This window comes from Paenibacillus sp. JCM 18996 (genome assembly GCF_055392555.1).
In genome coordinates, this window is the sequence record NZ_AP043884.1 from 1,749,501 (window position 1) to 1,772,116 (window position 22,616).

Annotated in this window: 20 protein-coding genes; 4 read left to right on the forward strand and 16 right to left on the reverse strand. The window is 54.2% G+C overall.

Features of this window, described 5'->3' with window-relative positions:
- Positions 1-111: 111 nt before the first annotated feature.
- From ACZ5N7_RS08720 to ACZ5N7_RS08730, 3 genes are all read right to left on the reverse strand, one after another.
- Positions 112-3,339 carry an AAA family ATPase gene (locus ACZ5N7_RS08720; protein ID WP_464658771.1) on the reverse strand — a complete coding sequence of 1,076 codons (3,228 nt, stop codon included), beginning with the start codon at positions 3,337-3,339 and terminating at the stop codon, positions 112-114.
- Positions 3,336-4,616 (reverse strand): metallophosphoesterase family protein, encoded by a 1,281-nt coding sequence (locus ACZ5N7_RS08725; RefSeq protein WP_464658772.1) that lies wholly within the window; start codon positions 4,614-4,616, stop codon positions 3,336-3,338. Before ACZ5N7_RS08725 ends, ACZ5N7_RS08720 begins: the two co-directional genes overlap by 4 nt.
- A gap of 149 nt (positions 4,617-4,765) precedes the next feature.
- Positions 4,766-5,896 carry a glycosyltransferase family 4 protein gene (locus ACZ5N7_RS08730; RefSeq protein WP_464659203.1) on the reverse strand — a complete coding sequence of 377 codons (1,131 nt, stop codon included), beginning with the start codon at positions 5,894-5,896 and terminating at the stop codon, positions 4,766-4,768.
- A 314-nt stretch (positions 5,897-6,210) separates the two neighbouring features.
- Here ACZ5N7_RS08730 and ACZ5N7_RS08735 point away from each other — a divergent pair, with 314 nt between their 5' ends.
- On the forward strand, positions 6,211-7,380 hold the full coding sequence (locus ACZ5N7_RS08735) for a GGDEF domain-containing protein (protein ID WP_464658774.1): 1,170 nt from the start codon (positions 6,211-6,213) through the stop codon (positions 7,378-7,380).
- 12 nt (positions 7,381-7,392) lie between these two features.
- On the opposite strand, the gene ACZ5N7_RS08740 is transcribed toward ACZ5N7_RS08735, so the two are convergent.
- The gene (locus tag ACZ5N7_RS08740) at positions 7,393-7,599 is read right to left on the reverse strand and encodes a helix-turn-helix domain-containing protein (protein ID WP_464658775.1); all 207 of its coding nucleotides are present in this window, start codon (positions 7,597-7,599) and stop codon (positions 7,393-7,395) included.
- 234 nt (positions 7,600-7,833) lie between these two features.
- On the opposite strand from ACZ5N7_RS08740, the gene ACZ5N7_RS08745 reads away from it, so the two are divergent.
- Positions 7,834-8,217, forward strand: a complete 384-nt coding sequence (locus ACZ5N7_RS08745) for a helix-turn-helix domain-containing protein (RefSeq protein WP_464658777.1) — start codon at positions 7,834-7,836, stop codon at positions 8,215-8,217.
- 141 nt (positions 8,218-8,358) lie between these two features.
- Positions 8,359-10,098: an alpha-glycosidase gene (locus tag ACZ5N7_RS08750; RefSeq protein ID WP_464658778.1), complete on the forward strand. Its 1,740-nt coding sequence runs from the start codon at positions 8,359-8,361 to the stop codon at positions 10,096-10,098.
- Between the two features lie 72 nt (positions 10,099-10,170).
- Here the strand turns inward: ACZ5N7_RS08750 and queC are convergent, their stop codons facing one another.
- From queC to ACZ5N7_RS08775, 5 genes are all read right to left on the reverse strand, one after another.
- A complete protein-coding gene (gene queC / locus ACZ5N7_RS08755) occupies positions 10,171-10,893 on the reverse strand; it encodes a 7-cyano-7-deazaguanine synthase QueC (RefSeq protein ID WP_464658779.1) in 723 nt (240 codons plus the stop codon).
- Between the two features lie 15 nt (positions 10,894-10,908).
- On the reverse strand, positions 10,909-11,589 hold the full coding sequence (locus ACZ5N7_RS08760) for a 7-carboxy-7-deazaguanine synthase QueE (RefSeq protein WP_464658780.1): 681 nt from the start codon (positions 11,587-11,589) through the stop codon (positions 10,909-10,911).
- Entirely contained in the window at positions 11,590-12,060 is a 471-nt protein-coding gene (gene queD / locus ACZ5N7_RS08765; RefSeq protein WP_464658782.1) for a 6-carboxytetrahydropterin synthase QueD, read from the reverse strand. It abuts the gene before it with no gap.
- A 117-nt stretch (positions 12,061-12,177) separates the two neighbouring features.
- Positions 12,178-12,423 (reverse strand): hypothetical protein, encoded by a 246-nt coding sequence (locus ACZ5N7_RS08770; RefSeq protein ID WP_464658784.1) that lies wholly within the window; start codon positions 12,421-12,423, stop codon positions 12,178-12,180.
- A 314-nt stretch (positions 12,424-12,737) separates the two neighbouring features.
- The gene (locus ACZ5N7_RS08775) at positions 12,738-13,853 is read right to left on the reverse strand and encodes a hypothetical protein (protein ID WP_464658786.1); all 1,116 of its coding nucleotides are present in this window, start codon (positions 13,851-13,853) and stop codon (positions 12,738-12,740) included.
- Positions 13,854-14,054: 201 nt separating this feature from the next.
- On the opposite strand from ACZ5N7_RS08775, the gene ACZ5N7_RS08780 reads away from it, so the two are divergent.
- Positions 14,055-14,150, forward strand: a complete 96-nt coding sequence (locus ACZ5N7_RS08780; protein ID WP_464658788.1) for a YjcZ family sporulation protein — start codon at positions 14,055-14,057, stop codon at positions 14,148-14,150.
- 141 nt (positions 14,151-14,291) lie between these two features.
- On the opposite strand, the gene ACZ5N7_RS08785 is transcribed toward ACZ5N7_RS08780, so the two are convergent.
- From ACZ5N7_RS08785 to ACZ5N7_RS08815, 7 genes are all read right to left on the reverse strand, one after another.
- Complete coding sequence (locus tag ACZ5N7_RS08785) at positions 14,292-15,035, reverse strand: pseudouridine synthase (protein ID WP_464658790.1); 744 nt, start codon at positions 15,033-15,035, stop codon at positions 14,292-14,294.
- A gap of 5 nt (positions 15,036-15,040) precedes the next feature.
- Entirely contained in the window at positions 15,041-16,555 is a 1,515-nt protein-coding gene (locus tag ACZ5N7_RS08790; protein ID WP_464658791.1) for an RsmB/NOP family class I SAM-dependent RNA methyltransferase, read from the reverse strand.
- Positions 16,556-16,573: 18 nt separating this feature from the next.
- Positions 16,574-18,187, reverse strand: a complete 1,614-nt coding sequence (locus ACZ5N7_RS08795; RefSeq protein WP_464658793.1) for a hypothetical protein — start codon at positions 18,185-18,187, stop codon at positions 16,574-16,576.
- 98 nt (positions 18,188-18,285) lie between these two features.
- On the reverse strand, positions 18,286-18,687 hold the full coding sequence (locus ACZ5N7_RS08800) for a DUF309 domain-containing protein (RefSeq protein ID WP_464658795.1): 402 nt from the start codon (positions 18,685-18,687) through the stop codon (positions 18,286-18,288).
- An 85-nt stretch (positions 18,688-18,772) separates the two neighbouring features.
- Positions 18,773-19,594, reverse strand: a complete 822-nt coding sequence (gene yjbM / locus ACZ5N7_RS08805; protein WP_464658797.1) for a GTP diphosphokinase — start codon at positions 19,592-19,594, stop codon at positions 18,773-18,775.
- Positions 19,595-19,740: 146 nt separating this feature from the next.
- The gene (locus tag ACZ5N7_RS08810) at positions 19,741-20,838 is read right to left on the reverse strand and encodes a quinone-dependent dihydroorotate dehydrogenase (RefSeq protein WP_464658799.1); all 1,098 of its coding nucleotides are present in this window, start codon (positions 20,836-20,838) and stop codon (positions 19,741-19,743) included.
- Between the two features lie 79 nt (positions 20,839-20,917).
- Positions 20,918-22,381, reverse strand: coding sequence for a L,D-transpeptidase (locus tag ACZ5N7_RS08815; protein WP_464659205.1), 1,464 nt, complete (start codon positions 22,379-22,381; stop codon positions 20,918-20,920).
- Between the last annotated feature and the right edge of the window lie 235 nt (positions 22,382-22,616).

Consider the following 22,616-nt stretch of genomic DNA (forward strand, 5'->3'; position numbering starts at 1 on the left):
CTGGTACTTTGCGGGGGACCCAATAAACATCTAGCCGGTTGGAGGTTTCGGGGAAAATCGCACCCCGGCAGGACAGTAGAACGGGAGTCAGCCGAGGTGTGTGGCAAAATTTCACAAGTTGATGCCGGTATGGCCGGGTACCCATCTGACCGCAGCATCCCGCACGTGAGGGTGGCAGGTGAACAGAAGGATCTGATGCTTTTCGGACATCGACCGGAGCAGAATAAGGCTGCGTTCCATCCGTTCCCGGTCGAAATTGACGAAAATATCGTCCATCACGATCGGCAGCGTTACCGTCCGCGCATATTCATCCGCCAGGGACAATCTCATGGCCAAATACAGAGCTTCGGCGGTTCCTCTGCTGAGCAGCGCGGTATCGATCAACCGGCCGTCCTGCACGGCCATCAGCCGCTGCTCGTCCATCGGCACGACAATGCGCTGGTACCGCCCGCCCGTGAGCTCGGCAAAATAGTGCGAGGCGCGGACCAGCACTCCGGGCTGCCTTTCCTTTTCGTACACTTCTCTCGCCTTGCGGAGCAGGTTCAAGGAAAAGGACAAAATCATCCAGCGGTCCGCAGCCGCCTGAAGCGACGCAAGCTGCTCCTGGTACCGCTGCAGGTTCTCGCCGTGTTCTCTGCCTGCTTCCAAAGCCTCGATATCACGACGCACTCTGCCTCTTCTGTCACGAAGCTCGCCGCATTCCTGCTCCAGCGCAGCCAGGCGCTCCTGCAATGAACGCGCTTCTTCCTGGAGAGTGTCCAAATCTTTGGACTCAAGACAGGCGGCGAGCCGGTCCAGCTGATCCCTGCCCACCGTCGTTTCCAACGCTATTTTAAGCTGCAGCAGTTCATGCTTGAGCCGCATGCGGCGGGCATGGACAGCCGCCCGCGAACGCAGCTCCTCCTCGCCTGAGGCGCCTGCTTCTTCGAGCAGGCGGGACATTTTTCCGGCGTTTCTTTCAAAGAGTCCGTTCAAATCCAGAAGCTCACTCTCTATAGAGGAAAGCTCTGACTGCAGGTTGGCCTGAAGCTCAAGAAGCCGGACCTGCTCTTCCGCAGCTTCCTTCCACTTCTTCAGGGCGGTCACGGGGTCGGATTCCGCCTGTGTCCCCAAATATTCGGCCGCCTTCTGTTTGAATGCTTTTTGCTCCGATTCCAGCAGCCGAAGCTTGGACAACGCGTTGTTCTCCAGCTGCATCGCCTGCTGGCCCTGTTCGACGAGCAGGAACACTTCTCCCGCCGTTTCGGGCGTCAAGGAAGGCTGGAGGCCCATTTGTTCCAGCCATTCCATCCACTGGCTCCGCACCTTGGCGAGCTCCTCTTCAGCCTGTATCTCCTTGGCCTCAAGCTCGCCCAGAATTCGCGCCTCTTCTTCCAGAGCTTCGTTCATCTCCGTCAGCCTGCTTTCCTGATGGGCCAATTCGCCCTTCTCCCGGCGCCAGTCCTCCACAAGGCTCTGCCATTCATCCAGAATGGTTTCAAAGCGGCCGCCATCTGCGGCGGCGTCCGAAGAAACCGCAGCTTCCAAAGCTCCCGACAGCCACTCCGTTTGCGACTGAAGCTCCTGCTTCAAAAGCCTGGCTTGATTTTCCTGCTGCTGCACCCTTGGGGACACTTCCGGACTGCCGCCTCCGCCGAAGGGCCTGTCCGAGCGCCCGGACGGGCCGGCGGAGCGCGGAAACAACACGGCGGCCGCCGCAGCTAAGAGGATGAAGGCCGTGAGGGCCGCGGTTTTTTGTCCGAATACGAGCAGCGAAGCCGGCAGAAGCACGGCGGCAGCCACCGTCCACATCACCGGGCGATGAGTCCGCGAAGCGGGCGGTTTGGCTGCGGCTCTTTCATTCGCCAGCAGCTCCTCATAGCGAAGGCGGTCCTGCTCCCGCCGCCTCTCGCTCTGCAGCTCGTCTTCCGCCTGCCGCCACTGGCGGAACAGCTTGCGGGCCTGCCCGATCGCAGCGGGCAGGTCCGCCTCAGGCAGCCGGTCCGGCCACGGATACCGGGCCGACAGGCTCTCCGCCAGCCGCTGGGCCAGGTCGCGCTGGCGCTCTTTCTCGCGCTGCGCGCGGCGGTACTGTTCCGCCGCGCGCAGCGCTTCCGCGGACAGGAGCGACAGCTGCCGCTCCTGCTCCGCAAGCCGCCGCTGGAACCGGCGGACAAGCTCCTTCCCGGCGACCGTCGCCGGGAAGGCTGCGAGCGCCCGGGCGTCCCAGCGCTCGTCGATCTGCCGCAGGAGCCCGCGCAGCTCCTGCTCCCGCTGCCGCGCCTCCGCGCGGAGCTCCGCCGCTCGAACGATCCCGTCCTGATAGGACGAGATCCGTTCGAGCATGGCGTCCAGCTCCGCTTTGCGCGCGAGCAGCTGCGGCTGCAGGCTTAGCGCCTGCAGCGACGCCTGAAGCTGCCGGCTGCGCCGCAGCTTCGCTTCGCGCTCGGCCAGGAGGCGTTCCGACTCCTGGCCGAGTGCCTCCCACCGAGGGACGGCGTCCTCGGGGAAAGCCTCTATCGCAGGGAGCTCGTCCAGCTCCCTGCGCAGCTCCAGCAGCCGCGGCCAGTGGCGCCCCGCTTTGAGGCACAGCTCCAGCCAGGCGGCCTCGCCGGCTGCCCTGCTGCGTGCCGCATCGGCTTCCTCGATGCGGCGGCTGAGCTCCTCGGCTGCGGCGGTCCACTCGTTGTACCGCCCAGCCTGCTCGCGCCCCCGCCGCAGCGCCCCTTCCGTCTCTTCGATCTCCTGGAGCAGGCGGTGGATCTCCTGGTTCCGGCCTCTCGGCTTGAACAGCTGCTCCATCTCCGCCGCCAGCTTGCGTTCGGTCTCCATGATGGCGCGGCCTGTAGTTCCAAGGCCCGCGCTGTACAAATAACCGCTGATCTCCTCGCTCTGCAGCGTCCTCAGCTCCTGCAGCTCGCTGAGCCCGAACGCGAAGAGGCTGCGGTAGAGCTCCCCGCTCATCCCCCCGAGCAGCGAGCGGAGCAGCTCTTCACCGCCGGCCGTGCCGTCCCCCAGCGTAACCTTCACCGTACCGGAGGAGCTCCTTCCTCTGGCCCCCGCCTCTGACGCGCTTCCGGCTCCGGCCCGGCCTCCGGCATAACGTTCCACCAGGATCCGCTGTCCCTGCCGGTCAAGAAGCGTGAGCGAGCCGCCGTGGACGCCGCCGTGCAGCGGTTCGTACCGGCCTGCAGAGGAGCCCCGGGGCGGAAAGCCGAAGAGCGTCGCCCGGATAAATCCCATCAGCGTGCTCTTGCCCGCTTCATTCGCGCCATAGAACAGCGTCAACCCCGGACCGGGACGCAGCGTAAGGTCGCGCAGCGCGCCAAAGCCTTTCAGGTCGATGGATTCGATCCTCATCCATCCCACCCCCCGTCGCCAGCCAGGCTTTCGAGGATAAGCTCCTCAGCAGCTCGCAGCTTCGCCTGCAGCTCTTCATGGCTGCGCGCGCCTGCTAAATGCCTGCCCAGCTTAATGTGCCCCTGCAGCGGCTCTAGAGCCCGGTCGGCGAAGGCCCCAAGCGCTAAGGGATCGTCTGCGAGCCGCTCCGACATCCGCATCAGCTCGCCCAGGAAACCGTTCTGCTCTTTTAATGCCTCCCGGTCAAGATCCGCCCCGGTCTGCGTCTCAAACGACTCAATCCAGACGAAGTCCACTCTGCCGCTTTCGGCGTCACGAATTTCCGCCGTCAAATCCCGCAGCAAAGGTTCCTGTCCCAGCAGCCGATGCAGCGGGCCTCTGCCTTCCAGCACAAGCCGGATAACGGAGGCCCTTCCCCCGGCCTTCGTCCGGACGCGCTCCATTTCATTTTCTACAGCATCCTTCAGCTCCTGCACATTCTCCATCCCTTGAATCGACAGCCGTTCCACCTGCCACCGCACATCATCCAGGGCATGGAACGCCAAAGCGGTCCGAAAATCATCCGCCACATCGACAACATAGCAGCCTTTCGCGCCGGTCTCCCGGACGCTTCTTCCCTGCAGATTGCCCGGATAGACGACAGGCGGCCGTTCGCTTAGAACCCGCCGGTTATGTATATGTCCAAGGGCCCAGTAATGGAATCCCGAGCGGACCAGTTCGTCCAGCCGGCATGGGGCATAGTTGTCATGCGCTCCGTCGCCGTCCACATTGGTGTGCAGCAGGGCGATATTGAATACGGACGCATCCTTTACGGCATAACGGCCTGACAAATTTTCGGTCATCGCCGCCGATCCGTAAGAAATCCCATGGATATGTGCGACGACGCCGCGATCCCCGATACGCACAGGCACCGTCCTCACATCGTCAGCCGGAAAAAAATGGACGGATGGCGGCCAGCTCAGCTGCGCTCCCCGTCCGTCCAGCGGATCGTGGTTTCCGTGAATGATGAATACCGGTATATTGTGCTTGTGCAGGGCATCCATCGCCTTTTGAAAGCGGATCTGGGCTCTCAGGGACCGGTCGGACGCGTCGTAGACGTCTCCTGCGATCACCACAAAATCGGCCGTTTCCCGGACAGCCAGCTCAACCAGTCCGTTCAGGGCGGTGAAGGTCGACTCCCTCACCCGTTCCCTGACCGCTTCCGGCAGAGACTGCATCCCCCGGAAGGGGCTGTCCAGATGCAGATCCGCGGCATGTATAAAACGAAATAATTTCAAATCAAAAAACCTCCAACCCCGCAGCTCCAATTCTTCTTATCTGTCAAGTTTCAAATTGCCTCCGGTTTTCTTCTTTCTTTCCACCAAGCCGCTCCACGTCTCTCGCCAACCATCGGCATCGATTCGCTCCTCCGGCGTCAAACCGGCTCTCAGCTCCGCCTTTTATGGCTCTCATACACCGCCTTCAGTTGGGCCATGACCCGGTTCAGGGAGTAGTTGTTCTTGGCATGCTCCCACGCGTTCCTGGCCAGCAGATTGCGGTAAGCGGCGTCGGTCACCATTCTCTCGAGTGTCGATGCCAGCGCCATAGGGTCCCCTACCGGGACCAGCATCCCGTTCTTGCCGTGTTCGATTTGCTCCGCAATTCCGCCTTCATTCGTACCGACTAATGCCAGACAGCACAAAGCCGCCTCCGCAAACACCGAACCGAACGATTCCGCGCGGGAAGGCAGGACAAACACGTCGAAGAACGGCATAAACTCCTCGGGATGAAGCATGTAGCCGTAAAAAATCGTCTCCTCATATATATTGCAGTCGACCGCCAGCTTCTCGAGCTCCTGCCGGATCGGTCCGTCCCCGATAAGGTGAAGCACGAAATTGTGTCCCCGCTTTTTCAATTCCCCGCACGCGAGCAGCAGCGTATCCAGCCCTTTGGCGGGCACGAGACGGCAGACTGTAATAAACTGGGTCACGGTATTATCGTGGATGACAGGCCGGAATCTTCTCTCGTCGAAACCGTTAGGAATGACTCCGACCCTGTCGGGATCCTGCATATACTCGGACAAATATTTTTTGAAAGCGTTCGACACGGTCAGAATTTGATCGAGCTTATACTCCAGCTCCCCGTAAATGGAAATAAGAAAAGCCTGTTCCGGGCCGTTCTCTTCGATTCTTCCGTTCAGCAGCAATTCCCTTTCGAAAGAGGAATGGATGGTCATAATGACCGGTGTCTCCGGAAACAGTTCTTTCATAGCCAATGCGGCAATCGGATGATGGGCATGTATAAGGTCGTATTTCGATGTCATCCGCATTTTGGTCCACCAGACATAGTCTTTATAAGTTTGTATATATTTATCGACGATCGGGTTTCCGGCGAAATCCCGCCAATCGAAGGTTGTAAATACTACTTCTCCGGTGCCTTTGCTGCGGATTCTTTTAGGCAAGGAAAAAATATCCATCTCCCAACCTATTCCGTTAAAAGGCTCCACAAGGTAGGGCACCATCGAAGACACCCCGCCCGGCTGCTCCGGTGGAAAGAACATAGCTTGCAGAATTCTCATCATTTCCCTCCGTCGGCTATCTATTATTTATCCAGCTCCCCGCGGCCGTCAAGCACCCGGAACAAGCTCCATGGCAGCACTTCACTTTGCGGGGTTATTTCTCTCCCTTTATTGTAACTCCATCCGGCAAGATAGAAAAGCATACCCGGCCCGGGAAATTTCAACCTTACCCATACCCGGCATGAAAGTCTTTCCCCTTAAAAAAATCAAACATGCGTTCCCTTAATTATGGTAAAATAGTATGGGTGCAGAAAAAATCGGCATTTTCGTACTTTTTACACAGCACATAATCGCCTGATGCGGAGGGACGGCCAGTGGCCAACTTTGAGTTTATCGCAGGTTCCACGGGACATTTTTATACATATACGATTATACTGGTGATTCTGGTCATGATGCTGGCCATATCCGTCCGCTTGCTGATCGGCCACCGGAAGAAAGCTTATTTCTCCACGACTGTGTCTCTATTGATCCTGATCGTCCATTATCTCCTGCTCTTTCGGATGGAATCGGGAACGGCGGCGCCTGTTTCCAATTACCTGTCTCTTTTGCTAAAAACCGTTTCCTACTTGCTTATCAACATGGGCATCTATCAGCTTTACAACCGGACCCGGACCAAGCATTATTTGTTCGTTTTCGGGCTCTTCGCCGCTGCCGCTGCATTGTCGCTGCCATATTTCTATACTCCGGGATTTATGCTTTCGGCAGCGGCGGAAGCGCAGGAGCTCTGGCGGGGAATAGGCTTGGAGCTGTATATGTTCGTGCTGATTTTTCTCAGCCTGTACCTGGTCGCGCCTTCCATCGGCCAAACGGTCAAATTCCAGATCAGCGCAACCATATATTTTTTCGCACAAATTTCGCATCTGCTGAACAGTTACATGTTCAAAGGCGTTCAAACAGTGCTGGCCTTCCTGGAATACGACCTTCCGGTGCTGTTTTACTTTTTGATGTTCCTCATCCTGTTCGAGCGGGTGCTGGAGCTGATGCAGGCTATGTACCATTCTTCGGTGACCGACGGGTTGACCGGCCTGTATAACCGCAAATTTGTCTATAACCGGCTGGCCCGCTGTTTGAATCGCGGAATACCGGTCTCCGTCATTTTCGCCGATATCGACAATTTCAAGCTGCTGAACGACACCGAAGGACATCAGGTCGGCGACGAGGTGCTGCGGCAGGTGGCCCGGATCATGCGCGAAGAAACGGATGATTTCGGCTATGCCGGCCGTTACGGCGGTGAAGAGATGGTTGCGCTGATTATGGAGGAGGATGCCAAAGCGGATAAAATCGCAGAGAAGATCAGGCGCAGAGTCGAGCAGGAGACGATAGTGACGCTTAGCATCGGATTCAGCAAGCATAAAGAAAAGCTGTCTGCGGAAGAGCTGGTCCAACGAGCCGACGAAGCCATGTATACCGCCAAAACGACAGGCAAGAACCGGGTGGTGCCCTACGCAAAAGGCAGGAAATCGTCTGCCATCGTTTCCGTGTAGCTTATTTGAACTTTATTTGAAAACAAATATTTCTTCCACCGGCTTCTCCAGTTCTTCGCTGATTCTCTTGGCAGTAGCCGGTCCCACGCTCTTTAACGACCTTTCCAGCAGGGAAATGTAAGCATAGCTGATTCCGCACCGGGCGGCTAATTCCCTCTGGGTGAGTCCCTTCAAAATTCTCGCTTTTGCAAAAGCTTCAGTTTTGGCGTGGATCTTCATTCAGTGCACTTCCTATCTTGGAGATGTTTTGGTTAAACCTTCAATTTTTCCCATTATAACACATGAATTTACTAAAGCAACAAATAATGATAACTTTTGTTATATTAAATTTTACTTTTGTTTTAAGTTTTTATTTGAAGGCGGTGTCAATAGCTGATAAACTACAATTATTATACAAATATTTACCTGCGGCAGCTGTCCCCGCATTATCCAGATTCAAAGTTGGTGAATTCCTTGGATTTCTACGAAAGCTTGAAAGACTTGCGCAAATTGAAAGGTTTTACCATACGGGAGCTGGCCGACCGGTCAGGCGTGTCTACCGCCTACATTTCCCAGCTGGAGAACGGCAACCGGGGAATACCTTCTCCCGATGTCCTGATGAAGCTGTCCGAAGGGCTGAACACCTCCTATGACACCTTAATGGAGCTGGCCGGATATCTTGAGCCCAAATCCTCCGACAAAGTCCTCGAGCGCAGCCCGGTTAATCTGCGCCGATTTCTGCGGGACAATGAGCTCATATTTGACGGCAGACTGCTCACGGAAGAAGACAAAGAATGGGTGGAGCGCATGCTGACCGTGCTTTTCTGGAAAGAACGGCAGCGCTCGGAAACCTCGTAAGTCCCATGGCGACTGCGCTCCGAGCAGGCTGACATTCACGATCAGCTCCGTGAGGGGCTTTTTTCTTGTTTAAAAAAGTGAGTTCCCGGATAAAGAGAAAGTAAATTATTCTACAAATTTTTTACTCGGGGGGATTGTTCAATGCAGATGGAAGCTATCTATCACCGCATCAAAAACAATTGGATCTATGCATATGATGAGCGCACCTTACATATCCGGTTGCGGACGAAGAAAGACGATATCGATGCAGCCTATTTAATCGCAGGGGACAAATACAACTGGGGGGGAACCTCCAGCCGGCATCGCATGTCCAAAATCGGCACGGACCTTCTATTCGATTATTGGCAGGCGGAGGTGCAGCCTCCGCATAAACGTCTGGTCTATGGCTTCGAGCTGCATTCGGGGGACGACGTCCGTTGGTTCACGGAGAATGGCTTTCCCGATGAGACGCCCGAAGGGTTTGAAGGCTTCTTTGAGTTTCCTTACCTGCATGCTGGCGATACATTGAGCCCGCCGTCCTGGGTGAAGGAATCGGTGTTCTATCAGATTATGCCCGACCGTTTCGCTAACGGCGACCGTTCGAACGACCCTGAGCAGGTACAGCCTTGGGGCGGCAAGCCGGAAGCGGACAACTTTTTCGGAGGGGATCTGCAGGGGGTGATCGACCGGCTGGACTATTTGAGCGAGCTTGGCGTGAACGCGATCTATTTCACTCCCATTTTTGAAGCGCACACTTATCATAAATACGACACTGTAGATTACCGTAAAGTTGATCCTCACTTCGGCACCGCAGAGACGCTTAAAAAACTGGTGAAGGCGTGCCATGAAAGAGGAATCCGGGTTGTCCTGGATGCGGTTTTCAATCATTCGGGAAAAGGCTTTCCTCCTTTCCAGGATTTGATACTGCGCGGGCAGGCTTCCGAATACGCCGATTGGTTCCATGTCAAGGAATGGCCGATTACGGTAAAAGACGGAGTCCCTTCTTATGAAGCGTTCGGATTTGAAGGATCTCTTCCAAAGCTCCGTACAGAACATCCGGAAGTCAAGAAATATTTGTACGACACGGTGAAAAAGTGGATGGAAGAAACGGGGATTGACGGCTGGCGTCTGGATGTGGCCAATGAAGTGGACCATAAATTTTGGCGGGGATTCCGGGACTTGGTTAAGGAGCTCAATCCCGACGCTTACATCCTGGGAGAAGTTTGGACCGACGCTCGGGTATGGCTGCAGGGCGACCAATTCGACGCGGCGATGAACTATCCTTTTATGTATGCGATGCATAAATTCGTGACGGGGAAGGCGGACGGCGCCCAATTTGCCCACAGCCTGACAACGAATTTAATGGGCCATCAACGCCAGGTCAACGAGGTGGCGTTTAACCTGCTCGGAAGCCACGACACCGCCCGTATTCTCACAGTTTGCGGTGAAAACGTCCAAAAGCAGATGCTGGCCGCAGCGGTGATGTTTACTTATGTGGGTACCCCCTGCATATTTTATGGCGATGAAATCGGATTAAGCGGCGAGAACGATCCGGACTGCCGCAAATGTATGGAATGGCAGACGGAGAAGCAGGATCGGAAGCTTTTCCGCTTCTACCAGAAGCTCATTTCTATCCGTAAAAGCGAGCCGGCTTTGCGCGATGGATCTATCGCTTTCCTGCACTGCAAGGAGAACGATAAGACAGTAGTGTACGAGCGCACGTCCGGCGGCGAACGCATTGTTGTTATATTGAACGGCGACGAGAATGCAGCCGAATACACGATGCAGTGCGGACAAAGCAAATGGACAGACTTGATCGCAGGTAGGGCGCTAGCTGTTTCGAACGGTGTGTTGAATTTAAAGCTGGCACCCAACGGATTCTACATTCTTAAGGAGCAATGACACAGACTGCAGCAGCAAAAAAGCGGGAAGAGACCATTGGCTCTTCCCGCTTTTTTGCTGCTCGCGATCCCATCAGACCAACTGTTTATAACGAATCGGGTCTTTCGACCCCGCCTGCTCAAACCCTCTCAGCCGCAGCCGGCAGCTGTCGCATTCGCCGCAGGCTTCCTCCTGCCCGTTGTAACATGAAGTGGTCAGCTCGTATGGGACTCCGAGCCGAATGCCTTCGCTGACAATATCCGCCTTCGTCATATCCGCCAGCGGAGTTTCTATAGAGATCGGCTTTCCCTCTACTCCCACCTTGGTCGCATAGGCGATTACATCCTGCACCTTCTCGATAAACTCGGGGCGGCAGTCCGGGTAACCGCTGTAATCGAGCGCGTTCACTCCGATATAAATGGCCTGCGCTCCGATCGTTTCCGCATACGAAGTGGCAATGGACAAGAAGAGCAGGTTTCTCCCCGGAACATAGGTGACGGGAATTTCCGAAGCGTCCGCATCGATGCCTCCTTGTGCTGCATTAGGCACGTCAATGCTGTCGTCGGTCAGCGCACTGCCCCCGAAATCGCGAAGAAATCCCAGCTGGATTACTGTATGCCGGTTGGCCGTACCGTAAAATGCGGCCACCTGTCTCGCGTTCTCTATCTCTCTCTTATGTCTTTGCCCGTAATCGAAAGAAATCGGATATAGCTCGTACCCTTGGTCTTTGGCCATTCCCATGCAAGTTGTGCTGTCCAGGCCGCCGCTCAGGATGATAACCGCTTTTTTATTTGCTGCAGACTCTCCGTTCATCATAGCCGCACCTCTTTCCTATACTCCTCTGGCCGCGGGATCCCAAATGATTTTGTGCATCTGCAGGTTCAGCTTCACTTGGGATAAGCCGTTAGCCAATATTAACTCTACTAGTTTCACCGGGGGCATCGTTTCCCACACCGGACTGAACAAAGGCAGCGCCTTCGTCGGATGGGTTTCCAAAAGCTCCTTTGCCGCACGGAAATCGGCCTCGTTGCCGACGACAAACTTCAGTTCATCCTGGCCGCGAAGCAGAGGCAGATTGGTAAGCAGCATGGCGTCCGTCTCGCCCGAGGCCGGCAGCTTGTAGTCCATGATGTAACGAACCTTCGGCGAGCTCACGCGCTCCATGAAAAACTGCAGGTCCACCGCGCCGTTCGTTTCGATATGAATGTCCTGTATATGCGCAAGTTCCAAAAGAGCCTCGATCAAAGCGAGCGATTTTTCTTTATAAAGCAGCGGTTCCCCGCCCGTCAGGCAGATATGCCTCGACGAATACCGCTTGACCTGTTCCACAATCTCGGCGATCGTCATTACGCTTTCCGCTTCTTCCGGAGGGTAACTGTATTTCGTATCGCACCAGGTGCAGCGCAGATTGCAGCCGAACAGCCGGACGAACACCGTTGGAAACCCGGCGCGGGTGCCTTCTCCTTCGACGGTTTCAAAAATTTCCACCATAGGTATTTTGATATCCCGCATTCACTCTTCCTCCATCCATGCCCTGGTCACAGCCGCATAGCTTGTCGGCGTTTCCCACAGCCGCATTTCTTCCAGCTTGATGTCCGGGTACAAGCCTTCATCCTTCAAAGCTCCGTCGATTTGCTCATACATCCAGACGACCATGTTCTCCGCAGTCGTGTTCATCGGAGGAAGCGTTTCGTTCAAATATTTATGGTCAAGCCGGTCAAGGACCCGCTTTTTGACAATCCTTTTGATATCCGTAAAATCGATCGCAATCCCTCTCTCATCCACTTTGCCTGCCATGAGCACCTGCAGCTTATAAGTGTGGCCGTGGAGGTTCTGGCATTTGCCCTCGTAGCAGTGAAGATGATGCGCGCTGTCAAATGTAAATTCCTTGGAAACGAGCACTGTTTTGTGATGATATTTCAATTGGTCCTGTTGAATGTCCTGACCTAAGATCTGGACTTTTCTCGGGATTTCGTAACCCACGAGCACCACCTCTATCGTTAAAAAAATACTATTCATTATAGCACGCGATCATATGAATGCTCAATCTTTTCATATTTACGCGGGAGCAAATGAAAACTTGCATGTGAACCGATTCACTTATTTTTGCAAGTTGGACTTGATTTCCTGAAGCCGGTCATTCTCCGATCGCAGCTCCAATTCCGTATGGCTGAGCAGCTCCGCAATATTCTCCGCCACGGAATCGGGCAGTTCTACCTCTTCCAACGATTTGACGACATACAGCAAGCACTGCAGCATCGCTTCCATACGGGATTTCTTTTTTCCGTTCAATATAACCTCAGTCAGAAAAACCATATGTGAGATTTCTTCCTGGCTCAACTTCATAACCATGCCCCCAAACCAAGCTGCGACCTAAAACCGCTCCTTCCCTATTATCCAACTTTTTGTCGAAACTTGAAAGAACAAATTTGCCAGGGAAACTGTAAACCGGCCTTCCAGGGGCTGCTCCAACGTGGAGGTTTTGCATATGTTCACAGGAAAAGCTGCGGTGCTGCATTTGGATTGAACACCAGCAACCGATGCGACCATACCCCGCCGCAATCCCCAAGTTTGTCGAATTTATCAGCATTTTATCTGCAGCCGCCAAACATTATTTCCTCTACATGAAAAAGAGGGGCATATGCCCCCCTGCCGCCGTATCAGTGAACCTGCTCCATTTCCACGAAGATCTCGTCGATCAGTTCATCATTATACATCATCGACATATTCAGACCGTCGTAGTCCTTTTCTTTATCCAGTTCCTGCATCAGCATCGAAACAATGAACTCGCGGTCGTCGGCAGAGCCCGGTTCGCGGAAATCGATAAAACCGGTCAACTGCCGCTGGCTGATATCGACAGTGGCCGTTCCGATCGGCAGCTCGCCGTAAGAGTCCTGGTAAATCTCATAAGTGAGCGTATCTCCGTCATCACGGGTCAGCATGACCGAATATTCTTCCTCGTCCATATCCTCGCTGTCCATGTACATTTCATCGTCTGCCTCATCCAGCAGGTCCTCATGGGTCAATTCGATCGTTTCCACCAACTTGCCCTCGAAGCTCATATGAATGACAGCCGTGTCAATTTCATCTTCATCAAAATCCTGCATCAGCAGGTCGGCAACCAGATCGATCTCATCTTCATCGGGCTCAAACATCCAATTCACGGTGCAGATAAGGTCTCTGCCGTAAATTTTGGCGAAGATCTCCGCTACAAATTCCTGGTCCTGGTCATACACATGGTAATCCACCCGGTTGCGCGCTTCGTCGATAATAACGAGTTCATATTCGTTGCCTTCAAGCAGATCGTCCGACAAATCATAATATTCCGCTTCATCTACAGCGTCCAGATCCGCCTCGGATGTTTCCCAGGACTCCGGGTCCACATCGTTAAAGCTCGCCTCATCGCCGGCCCATTGATAATCGTTATTGGCATCGTCCAAGTAAAGCTCGTCCTCTGCATCCACGATCCGATCCGCAAAAGCATCGTGATCATCCGAGGATATGACCAGGTCATACGGGCTGTAAGTGACTACGACATCGCATTCTTCCAAGTCCAGAGCGTCAACCAAAGCTTGAATGTGATTTTGAATGAAAAGAATAACTTCTTCTTTGGTTTCTTCGGATAAAGAGCTTTCATCCAATTGAACCGAACCGGCCATCCGATCCGATTCTCTGTAGAGTAAAGTCAGAGATCCCACATAGCGTTGATTGACAAGAATGTCGCACACTTCCCCGCCAGCAGTCTTTAAATCCGGTCTTAACGTGATCTGCGCCATGACCTCTCGCCTCCTGAGATGTTTGAATGCACTGCCTCTCATTAGAATAACCTGAGAGCGCCCAAATTATATGCACCCGCGGCAAACGTCCAGTCCTCTGAGCTAATTGTTCATAAAATAGGTATCACCAAGAGGGTTGACGGTTGCCGTCCATCCTTGAGGATCAGACCCAGGCAGATCATATTTAAAGGAGGAGTTCTCATGACTGGTGTAGGATACGGATATTCTTCCGTTGGAATTATTTTGGTCCTGTTTATCCTGTTGGTTATCATCACAAGAACATTCTTCATTTACTAATTTCGATCCTCATTCAAAACGAACCGCGCAGCGGGCGCAAAAACACACCCGCGAACCCGCACACAGCTTTGAAGCCGACTGACCGGTTTGCAGGGAGTCCCCCATCAACCACCACAGCGTAAAGGATAAATGCTCCGGCATTTATCCTTCCTCTATTTCATGGCCCTTCTGCAGCAGCTGCAGCTCCGTCTGCGAAAGCTCCCGATACTGGCCGGGAGTCAAATCAGGATCGAGCTTCAGTGGTCCCATCTGAAGGCGCTTGAGGAATACGACCCGCTTGCCTGCGGATTGAAACATCCGCTTCACTTGATGGAATTTCCCTTCGTGTATGGTCAGCCTGATCCTCGACCTCGACTCCTCCGCGGCCAGAACTGTCAACTGGGCAGGCATTGTTACATAACCGTCGTCGAGTGTGACCCCTTGGCGAAAAGCTTCTACGTCCTCCTGTCCGACAGGCGGGCCTTCCACCTCCGCATAATACGTTTTGGGCACGTGCTTCCGCGGTGAAAGCAGGTTATGCGCCAGCTTCCCGTCATTGGTCAGCAGAAGCAGGCCTTCGGTATCCTTATCCAGCCTGCCAACGGGAAACAGGTCAAAATGGCCGTAGCTGTCATCCAGCAGATCGATCACTGTGCGGTCTCTATTGTCCTCCGTAGCCGAGACGATGCCCTGAGGCTTGTTCAGCATCAGGTAGACAAATTCGCGGTACAGCACCTCTTCGCCATCGACCTGGATAGCGTCCTGGCCGGGAAATACCTGAATCCCGCTGTCCGTGACCGCTGCGCCATTAACGGTGACCGCGCCGTTCTTTACCAGTTTCTTGATCTCGCTGCGGGAACCGTACCCCGAATGCGAGAGAATTTTATCGAGACGCTGCCTTTTCATTATTATCAAGTCCACCTCCAGCCGGCCGGGTACTCGTTTTTCAGGATTCCATCCAGCCACTTACCCCAGCCGACCGGAAAGCCGTCCACCCCGACCAGGCAGTAGCCTTTGGCAGGGAGCCCGGGATCTCTCACAACACGTTCTTCCGGTATTTCGAGAGTCTCCCCTTTCAGATAACTGACCGCACTTGGTTCCGTTGAAGCCAGCATAACGGTCCTCGCGCATTCTTCCATCCTCAGTCCCATCGCCAGGGCATGGGAAGGAGTGAACCTGCCGTTTCTCAGCACTCCCAGGTGCCAGCCCGGCCGGACCACTTTAAGCCCCCGCAAATCCGGCAGTCCGTCCGGCATTAAATAAACCTGCTCCCCGTGAGCGGCTTCTGTTCCCTTTACCGCAAGCTTCGTATGGGTGAGAAGAAACTCCTCTACCGGCGACAAATCCTTGCCTCTCCCGGTGGTTGGACGGACAGTCCCTGTGCCGCCGCTCCGCGGCTTGCAGGCGCCCTGGGAACACCGCTCCAGCCTCTCCTGTTCGGTTGCGATATCCGGCTTGCTCCGCTGCACATCGTCGTCTCCAGCTCCATTATGCTGGAGGGCGGCGGCAAAATGCCCCTCTCCCCTCACAAGATGCGGCCAGAGGCGAACTGTGCAGGTGAGCTCGTCAGCAATTGCTTCAGGCAAATCGGCGCAACCTCCGACCTCCATCCATTCCGGCCGTCCGGGAGAAGCCCCTCCCGGCAGCGGCACTTCCGCCGCTCGAAAAGAAGGATGCCCCTGCAGAAACCATCCGACCATGCATTCGTTCTCTTCCGGGGAGAAAGTGCAGGTGGAATACACAATCCGGCCGCCGGGAGCGAGCATTCTGGCCGCTTCCCGCAGAATATCCCGCTGCATAGCCGTATACCGCTCCACCGCTTGGGGCTCCCACTGCTTGATCATATCTTCTTCTTTACGGAACATGCCTTCTCCGGAGCAGGGCGCGTCGATCAGTATTTTATCGAAATAACGCTCGAAGCGGCCGGCTAAGCGGTCCGGCGTTTCATTCGTCACAACGGCGTGCCGGATCCCGGCCAATTCTATATTCTTCGTAAGAGCCTTTGTGCGGACGTAATGGTTGTCATTTGATACCAGCACCCCTTGTCCCTGAAGCTTGGCGGCAATTTGCGTGGATTTTCCTCCCGGAGCCGCGCAAAGATCGAGCACCCGATCCCCGGCCTTCACATCGAGCAGTTCAACCGGCGACATTGCGCTCGGCTCCTGGATATAATACAGGCCTGCGTGATAGAAAGGGTGCTTGCCCGGCCGTTCCCCCTCCTTATAATAAAAGCCTGCAGGCGCCCATGGAACCGGCTCCAGCTGAAAAGGGGAAATCTGCAAGAAGTCGCAGGCGGCGATTTTTAATGTATTCACACGCAGTCCATAATTACGGGGGTCGTCGTAGGAAGCCAAGAAAGCTTCGTAATCATTTCCCAGCATGCGCCTCAATTTATCGGTAAAAGCTTCAGGCAGCTTGGCGCCCATCCTATTCACTCTCTTCGCTCAATTTACAGGAAACGAGAATATCCACTGCCCGCCCGCCGCGGGGGACACCCTGACCAGCCAATGGGTTTTGGTCCAGTAGAAAGGCTTGGGCGGCATATTGTGCTTTTTGTAATTCAATGTGGTCACCACAAGGTCGGGCCGGGTAAAGGACGTCATATCCACGCGCTTCCCGCTGTCATCAAGATACAAGACCAGGTCTTCCTCCCGGCTGACGGCGATCTCCTGCTGCATCCAACGAGGAATGACATAAGTGCCGTCAAGCAGATTGACGAATGCGTGCTGCCTGGCGTTTTCCGAGAAGCTGTCCATCGTTGCCGTGGCCAGATAAACGTCCTTCTTGTCCCAATTGTCCGGAACATTCAATCGAACAAGCGACAGCATGTCCCCCGTCTTCAAATCCCCGGTCAGCCAGTCGACCGTCTTCTTATACGGCTGTCCGCCCGTATTTTGCTCAAGCACATACTTGTGCAGCAGCACCACCTTGCGGTCGTCCACATACCCGGCGAACTCCAGCCCTTCTTTGCCGTCCTGCGGCAGCGCAAACCGCTTGATCGAGTTACCCTTCAGATCCATCACCTGCACGCCGCGGCTCTGCAGCAGTGTTCTGCGCTCTCCCTTCAGGATGCGCTCCGGGGACGGGCTATATGTAAAGTTATAATAAAGAACCGTTCCGGTGTCGTCAAACCCGGGCTCTACGTACCCTTTCTCCGTCAAAAACGGCTGTTTCTTCTCCTTGCTGCCGAAGTTAAGCAGCCACGCGTTGTTCCGGTAAGGCTCGGACACATAGACGCCGCTTTTCTTGTCCGGGGAGAGCAGAAGGCTGGAAGTCGCCGTGTCGTGAGCGGAAGCCTCCAGCAACACTGTACTTTCCGCAGTTTTCAGCGAGTACTGTTTAATCTGGTCCCCGTGACTTCGGATGGCCAGCGTCTGCTGGTCTTTGGCAAGCCAGCTGTCCCGGTACACCGCCTTGGGATTCGGTCCGCTCTCTATCCGGGCAAAATCAAACAGGGGAACAACCTTCAAATCCTTAAGCTCCATCCGGTTAACGGTGTAAACCATGCTGTTCTTCTGGCTGCGCGGGCTGATAAAAATAAAGGTATCCTTCCCTGCAAATCCGCTCAGTTGTGTTCCTTTTGCTGCCGCCTCGCCCCAATCCCCTTCCACGATTGCAATCGGGGCCTGCCGCGTGCCTTGTGTGGCCGGGTCGAACAAGAGCAGATCGATCTGAGTCCACTGCTGCTCTTCCTCTTTTTTAGTGCGCTGTACAAAATAATACATCATCGATTTATCCGGGTCGCTATATTCGCCGATGATATCCGCATCCTTCACCAAAACCTGGTTCGCCCGGCTGTGCTTCGTTTTCACCAATTCCAGTTCGCCGAAGGAGTTCGCGGTCAGCCCGCCGTTGCGGGTTTTAAAGTCTTCCAGCACGTTATAGTTCGGAGGGGCCTGAATAAGCTGGCTGTGAAAAGTGTCATTGTCAGGAGGGGCGTTCGTATATGAGTTGGCGTTCCGATGGTAGATCATATAAGATCCAAGCGACACGCCGGATAGAACAAATAAATAGACCAACGCCAAAACAAGCTTTTTGCGATAAATGGTGTCAAGCATGCTGCAATCTCATCTCCCGATGAATTGAGGCTTTTAACAAGCCGTATCTACATCTATTATAAGAAAAACTCCTGTCGGAGTCTATTCAAAAACCTCACTTATTGCCGCCTGTCCGCAAATTCTTCCACCTGCCTGCGCAAGGCCGGATCCACTATCGTGATGCTAAGATCGTATTGTTCAAACGGGGCTTCCGCAATCCGTTCCAGCTTGTCCAGGTAAATTTCGCTGTCCCGCAGCAAGCCTTCCAAATCGATGCCCGTCCAGGGCGAACGGTAATCCCGGAGCTTCTGCATGCCCGCTGTGAACAATTTCACCGCTCCATTCACATTGCCGTTCCGGTGATGGTACAAACCGACTGCGATCTGGAGCAGCCCCTGATAGAACGGATATCTCCCTTCCTCAAGCCACAGCTCCTCCATCACCTCATGACATTCGAAATAATCTCTGGCAACGTTGAAATGATAGAAAAAAGAGATGTACAAAGGATCATATTTCTCCATACCAGCAGCTCCTCCCGTTTATAGAAAAACAGCCCTCTGACTCGAACAATGGAACCTCGAGCGGAAGGCTTTTCGCAGTTTTTTTTTAATCGCCGGAACGATTGGCGGTCCGGTTGCCCATTTTGGCGCTGACCAGGGCGATTTCCACTTCTATGGCTAGATCCTTGAGCTTGATTGCATCCGCCTCTTCAAATACCTCATTGAAACGCATCTGGAACTCCGCAGCCTGTTTGGCCTTATTGTAAAAATACAGCTCCTGGATGTGGTTCAGGATTTTGGTCACCCTATTCGACTCGTCTTCAAAAATTTTCTGGGCTTCCACGATCTCATCCCTTATGCTGGACATTTCCTGATCGAGCGCGAAGGCGGCTTCTGCCGCTTTGCTGAGGCGGGCCACAACGTCAGGTGGGAGAACGCCTTTATATTTGTAATTCAGCGAATGCTCGATCGTTGCCCAGAAATTCATCGCCAACGTGCGAAGCTGGAGCTCCGCCAGTACTTTTTTCGTGCCTAACGCGGTCTGTACCGGATACTCCACAATCATGTGATAGCTGCGGTACCCGCTTTCCTTGGTGTTCGTAATATAGTCTTTTATATAAAGCAGCTTTAGATCCTCACGCTCGGAGATCAGCTGGGCGAGCCGCTCAATATCCTCAACGAACTGGCACATGATGCGTATGCCTGCGATATCTTCGATTCCCGTTTCCAGCGCCTCCATCGGCACATTCAGCTTCTTGGCTTTGGCAAGGATGCTGGACACCTTTTTCACCCTGCCGGTAACAAATTCTATAGGGGAATATTCCTCCCTTGTCTTCAGCTCCGAACGAAGCGTCTTCAGCTTCACCTTCAGCTCTTCGACCGCTTGATCGTAAGGAAGGAGGAACTTCCTCCAATCGCGACTATCCATAAACTGCCTCCATTCGCAAGCACTTCCAAAACCACACAGTAACAAAAACTCATAAATCAAAGCGAAGCGAAGTTTGGGAGCTTATTCCGAATACTTTCCAGGGAGCCCCGGGTAAACTGGAACACGTGCGGCGCCACCGGCGTCATTCAGCGAGCGTCCGCTCCCACCGCCTGGGAAATATGAGTGAAGCCGTCTCGTTTCAAAAGCTGCAAAAGCCCGTTGTTCAGACGCTGCAGCAGCTCGGGCCCTTCGTAAATTAAAGCGGTGTAAATTTCCACAAGGCTGGCTCCGGCGCGAATTTTGGCGTACGCGTCCTCCGCCGTGAAGATTCCGCCTACGCCTATAATGGGCAGTGATCCCTTTGTACGGGCAAAAACTTTGCGGATGATCTCCATGGACCTGAAGGTCAGGGGACGTCCGCTTAACCCGCCGGATTCTTTGGCATCAGAGTGCGCAAGCCCTTCCCGCGAGACGGTCGTATTTGCCGCTACTATTCCCGACACGCCGCTGTTCATAATTGTATCTATCATATAATCAATTTCTTCATCTTTCAAATCAGGGGCGATTTTTACCAGGATGTGTTTGCCTTCTCCTCCGCGAGCTTGCTTCTGGATATTCATCTCCTCGACCACAGCATGCAGCAGGCTCTCCAATTCTTTGCCGTGCTGCAGGCTGCGTAAATCCGGCGTGTTCGGCGAAGAGATGTTCACCACAAAAAAATCCGCACTCGGGTAAAGAACCCGGATGCATTCCCTATAATCGTCCTGCGCCCGTTCATTCGGGGTAACTTTGTTCTTGCCGATATTTATCGCCACAGGGATCGGGCGATGCCGGGTACCTCTTAAATTGGCAGCCATCTCCTGAACTCCGACGTTGTTAAAGCCCATCCGGTTGATCAACGCCTGATCGGGTGGAAGACGGAACAAACGCGGCCTCTCGTTTCCGGGCTGAGCCTTGGGAGTAACTGTTCCGACCTCCATGAATCCGAATCCCATCGAAGAGAAGCCGGCAACCGCTTCACCGTTCTTGTCTAGACCGGCGGCCAATCCGACAGGATTGGGAAAGGCCAGATCCCACAGCCGCATTGAAAGCTCCGGCGAGCCCGGGACTCCGTAGATTCCGCTAATCAGGCCCGGCATCCCCGGCAGCTTCCCCGCCAAGCTTAGGCTGTCAATAATCAGATGATGCGCTTTCTCGGGATCCATGCGGAACAGAACAGGTTTCGCTAACTTTGTATAAAGCAAACTCGACAACTCCATTCGAAACATGATTTCTATCGAACAGTTTATCGTTTTCGGTACCAAAAAGAAAGCCGCTTCCTAACTAATTTAACCATCTGTATAATTTATTCGGGTTGCCGTCGTCCGTGAGCAGAGGAAGAGCGAAAGAAGCAGGCGGCTTTTGGCTGTCTTTGGGCAGCACGCCTTTTGTTATGGTGACTTTGGTGCCTTTGGGTACCATATCGTACAGCTCCTCCAGATCCCCCTTCACCATCCGCACGCAGCCAAGAGATTGGTCTTTGCCTATACTGTCAGGCTGATTGGTGCCGTGGATCGCGTACAAGCTGTCGGACAGCGTCATTCCGCGGCTGCCGTATTCGCCGTTAGATTTGTTGTTCGGGTTCCTCACTTTCTCCGTCACGGTGAACTCTCCCTCCGGAGTACGGGAGCCTCCCAAGCCGACCGGGTAACTTCTGATCAGCACCCTTCCGCTCACCAAACCCAGTCTGTGAGCATCTTTATCCACGATAATCCTCAGCGGCTCCGACAATGGAGCTGTTGATGCCCGGTTTTTGTCCGCTTCCGCAACCTGTTTGCCGAAAGCAGAAGGCACCGGAGCCAGCTTCAGAGGGGGCGTTAGCGCGGTACCGGAGGCAGTCTGTTGCTGAGAAGCGATCCGCTGCAGTTCCTGTGCAAATTGCTCTTCCATCCCGGGAGTAAAGCCCGGCAGTACATTATTCGGATACGGCTGCGCCAGCTGCCCAATCGCATCCGGTAAGTTCGAGTTCTTGATCCTGTAAGCAGCCATAGCAGAGCGAAGAACGGCGGCTTCTTCCTCCGATTTTTGCCAATGAGTGAATCCCGCCTTTACGGCGTTCGCGTCGCCCGGTGTGCAGCTGCAGCCTTCTGTGCTGTAATAATTGACTTCCAGTTTGCCGGCTTCCGGCCGCCCGTCAATGGTCATATGCACAACAGGGGAGAGCAGCCAGTCGGTCCAGCGTTTGTCCTCGGAAGCGCCGCCCTGCACCAGCGTGAACAGCTGCTTGCTCTGTTTGGCCATTTTCATATACTCCGGCAGGAACGCTTCCCATTTCTCTTTAGTCACATAATCAAAAAGGTAAAGCGTTTGGATCACGCTCTTGCCGCCGTGTCCCTGCTGCGCCGCTTTAGCCCCCTTGGTATGGGCGCTTTCGGCCGCCTGACTCTTTTCATTATTGAAGGACTCCTTTTTCTCGACGTCAACAGGTAAAAAAGACACCACAAGCAGCAAAAGCATCAGAAGGGCAGCCCGAAGCTTCGTACCCGGTTTTTGAGCGCGTCTGCTCACTCTGAGCTGCTCTTCCTCTATAGCTTTCACGATATGCTTCATGTTTTCCGTAACGACGTGGGGAATCACCGGGGCTGCCTGCTGCTCGAAAGCTTCATACACCTCGCCCGCCTGAGTAAAGCAGTAGGTGGCTTTGCCGTGCTGTCCTTTTGACATGTAATCCCTGCCCAGCAAATACCACGCCATCTTGTTATCGGGGTGGTCCTGGACATATTTTTTTAAATATACAGAATCCTCCATAGAGTTCTGCTGCAAGAATAAATCATTAAAATCGTCCTTATCCTTCACAAGCTTGCTCCTCCCGGCCGCTGACTTATTCAAGATCTATATCGGAAGAAATCCGGGCAAAATGAATTAACGCCGCTCGAACTGCGCCTAGCAGCAGCGCAGAACAGCGCTTAGCAGCCTTGTCGGCAAATCCGCGACCACCACCAGCTGCCCGGGGCAAGCTAATTGGTACGCTGAACTTAGGCAG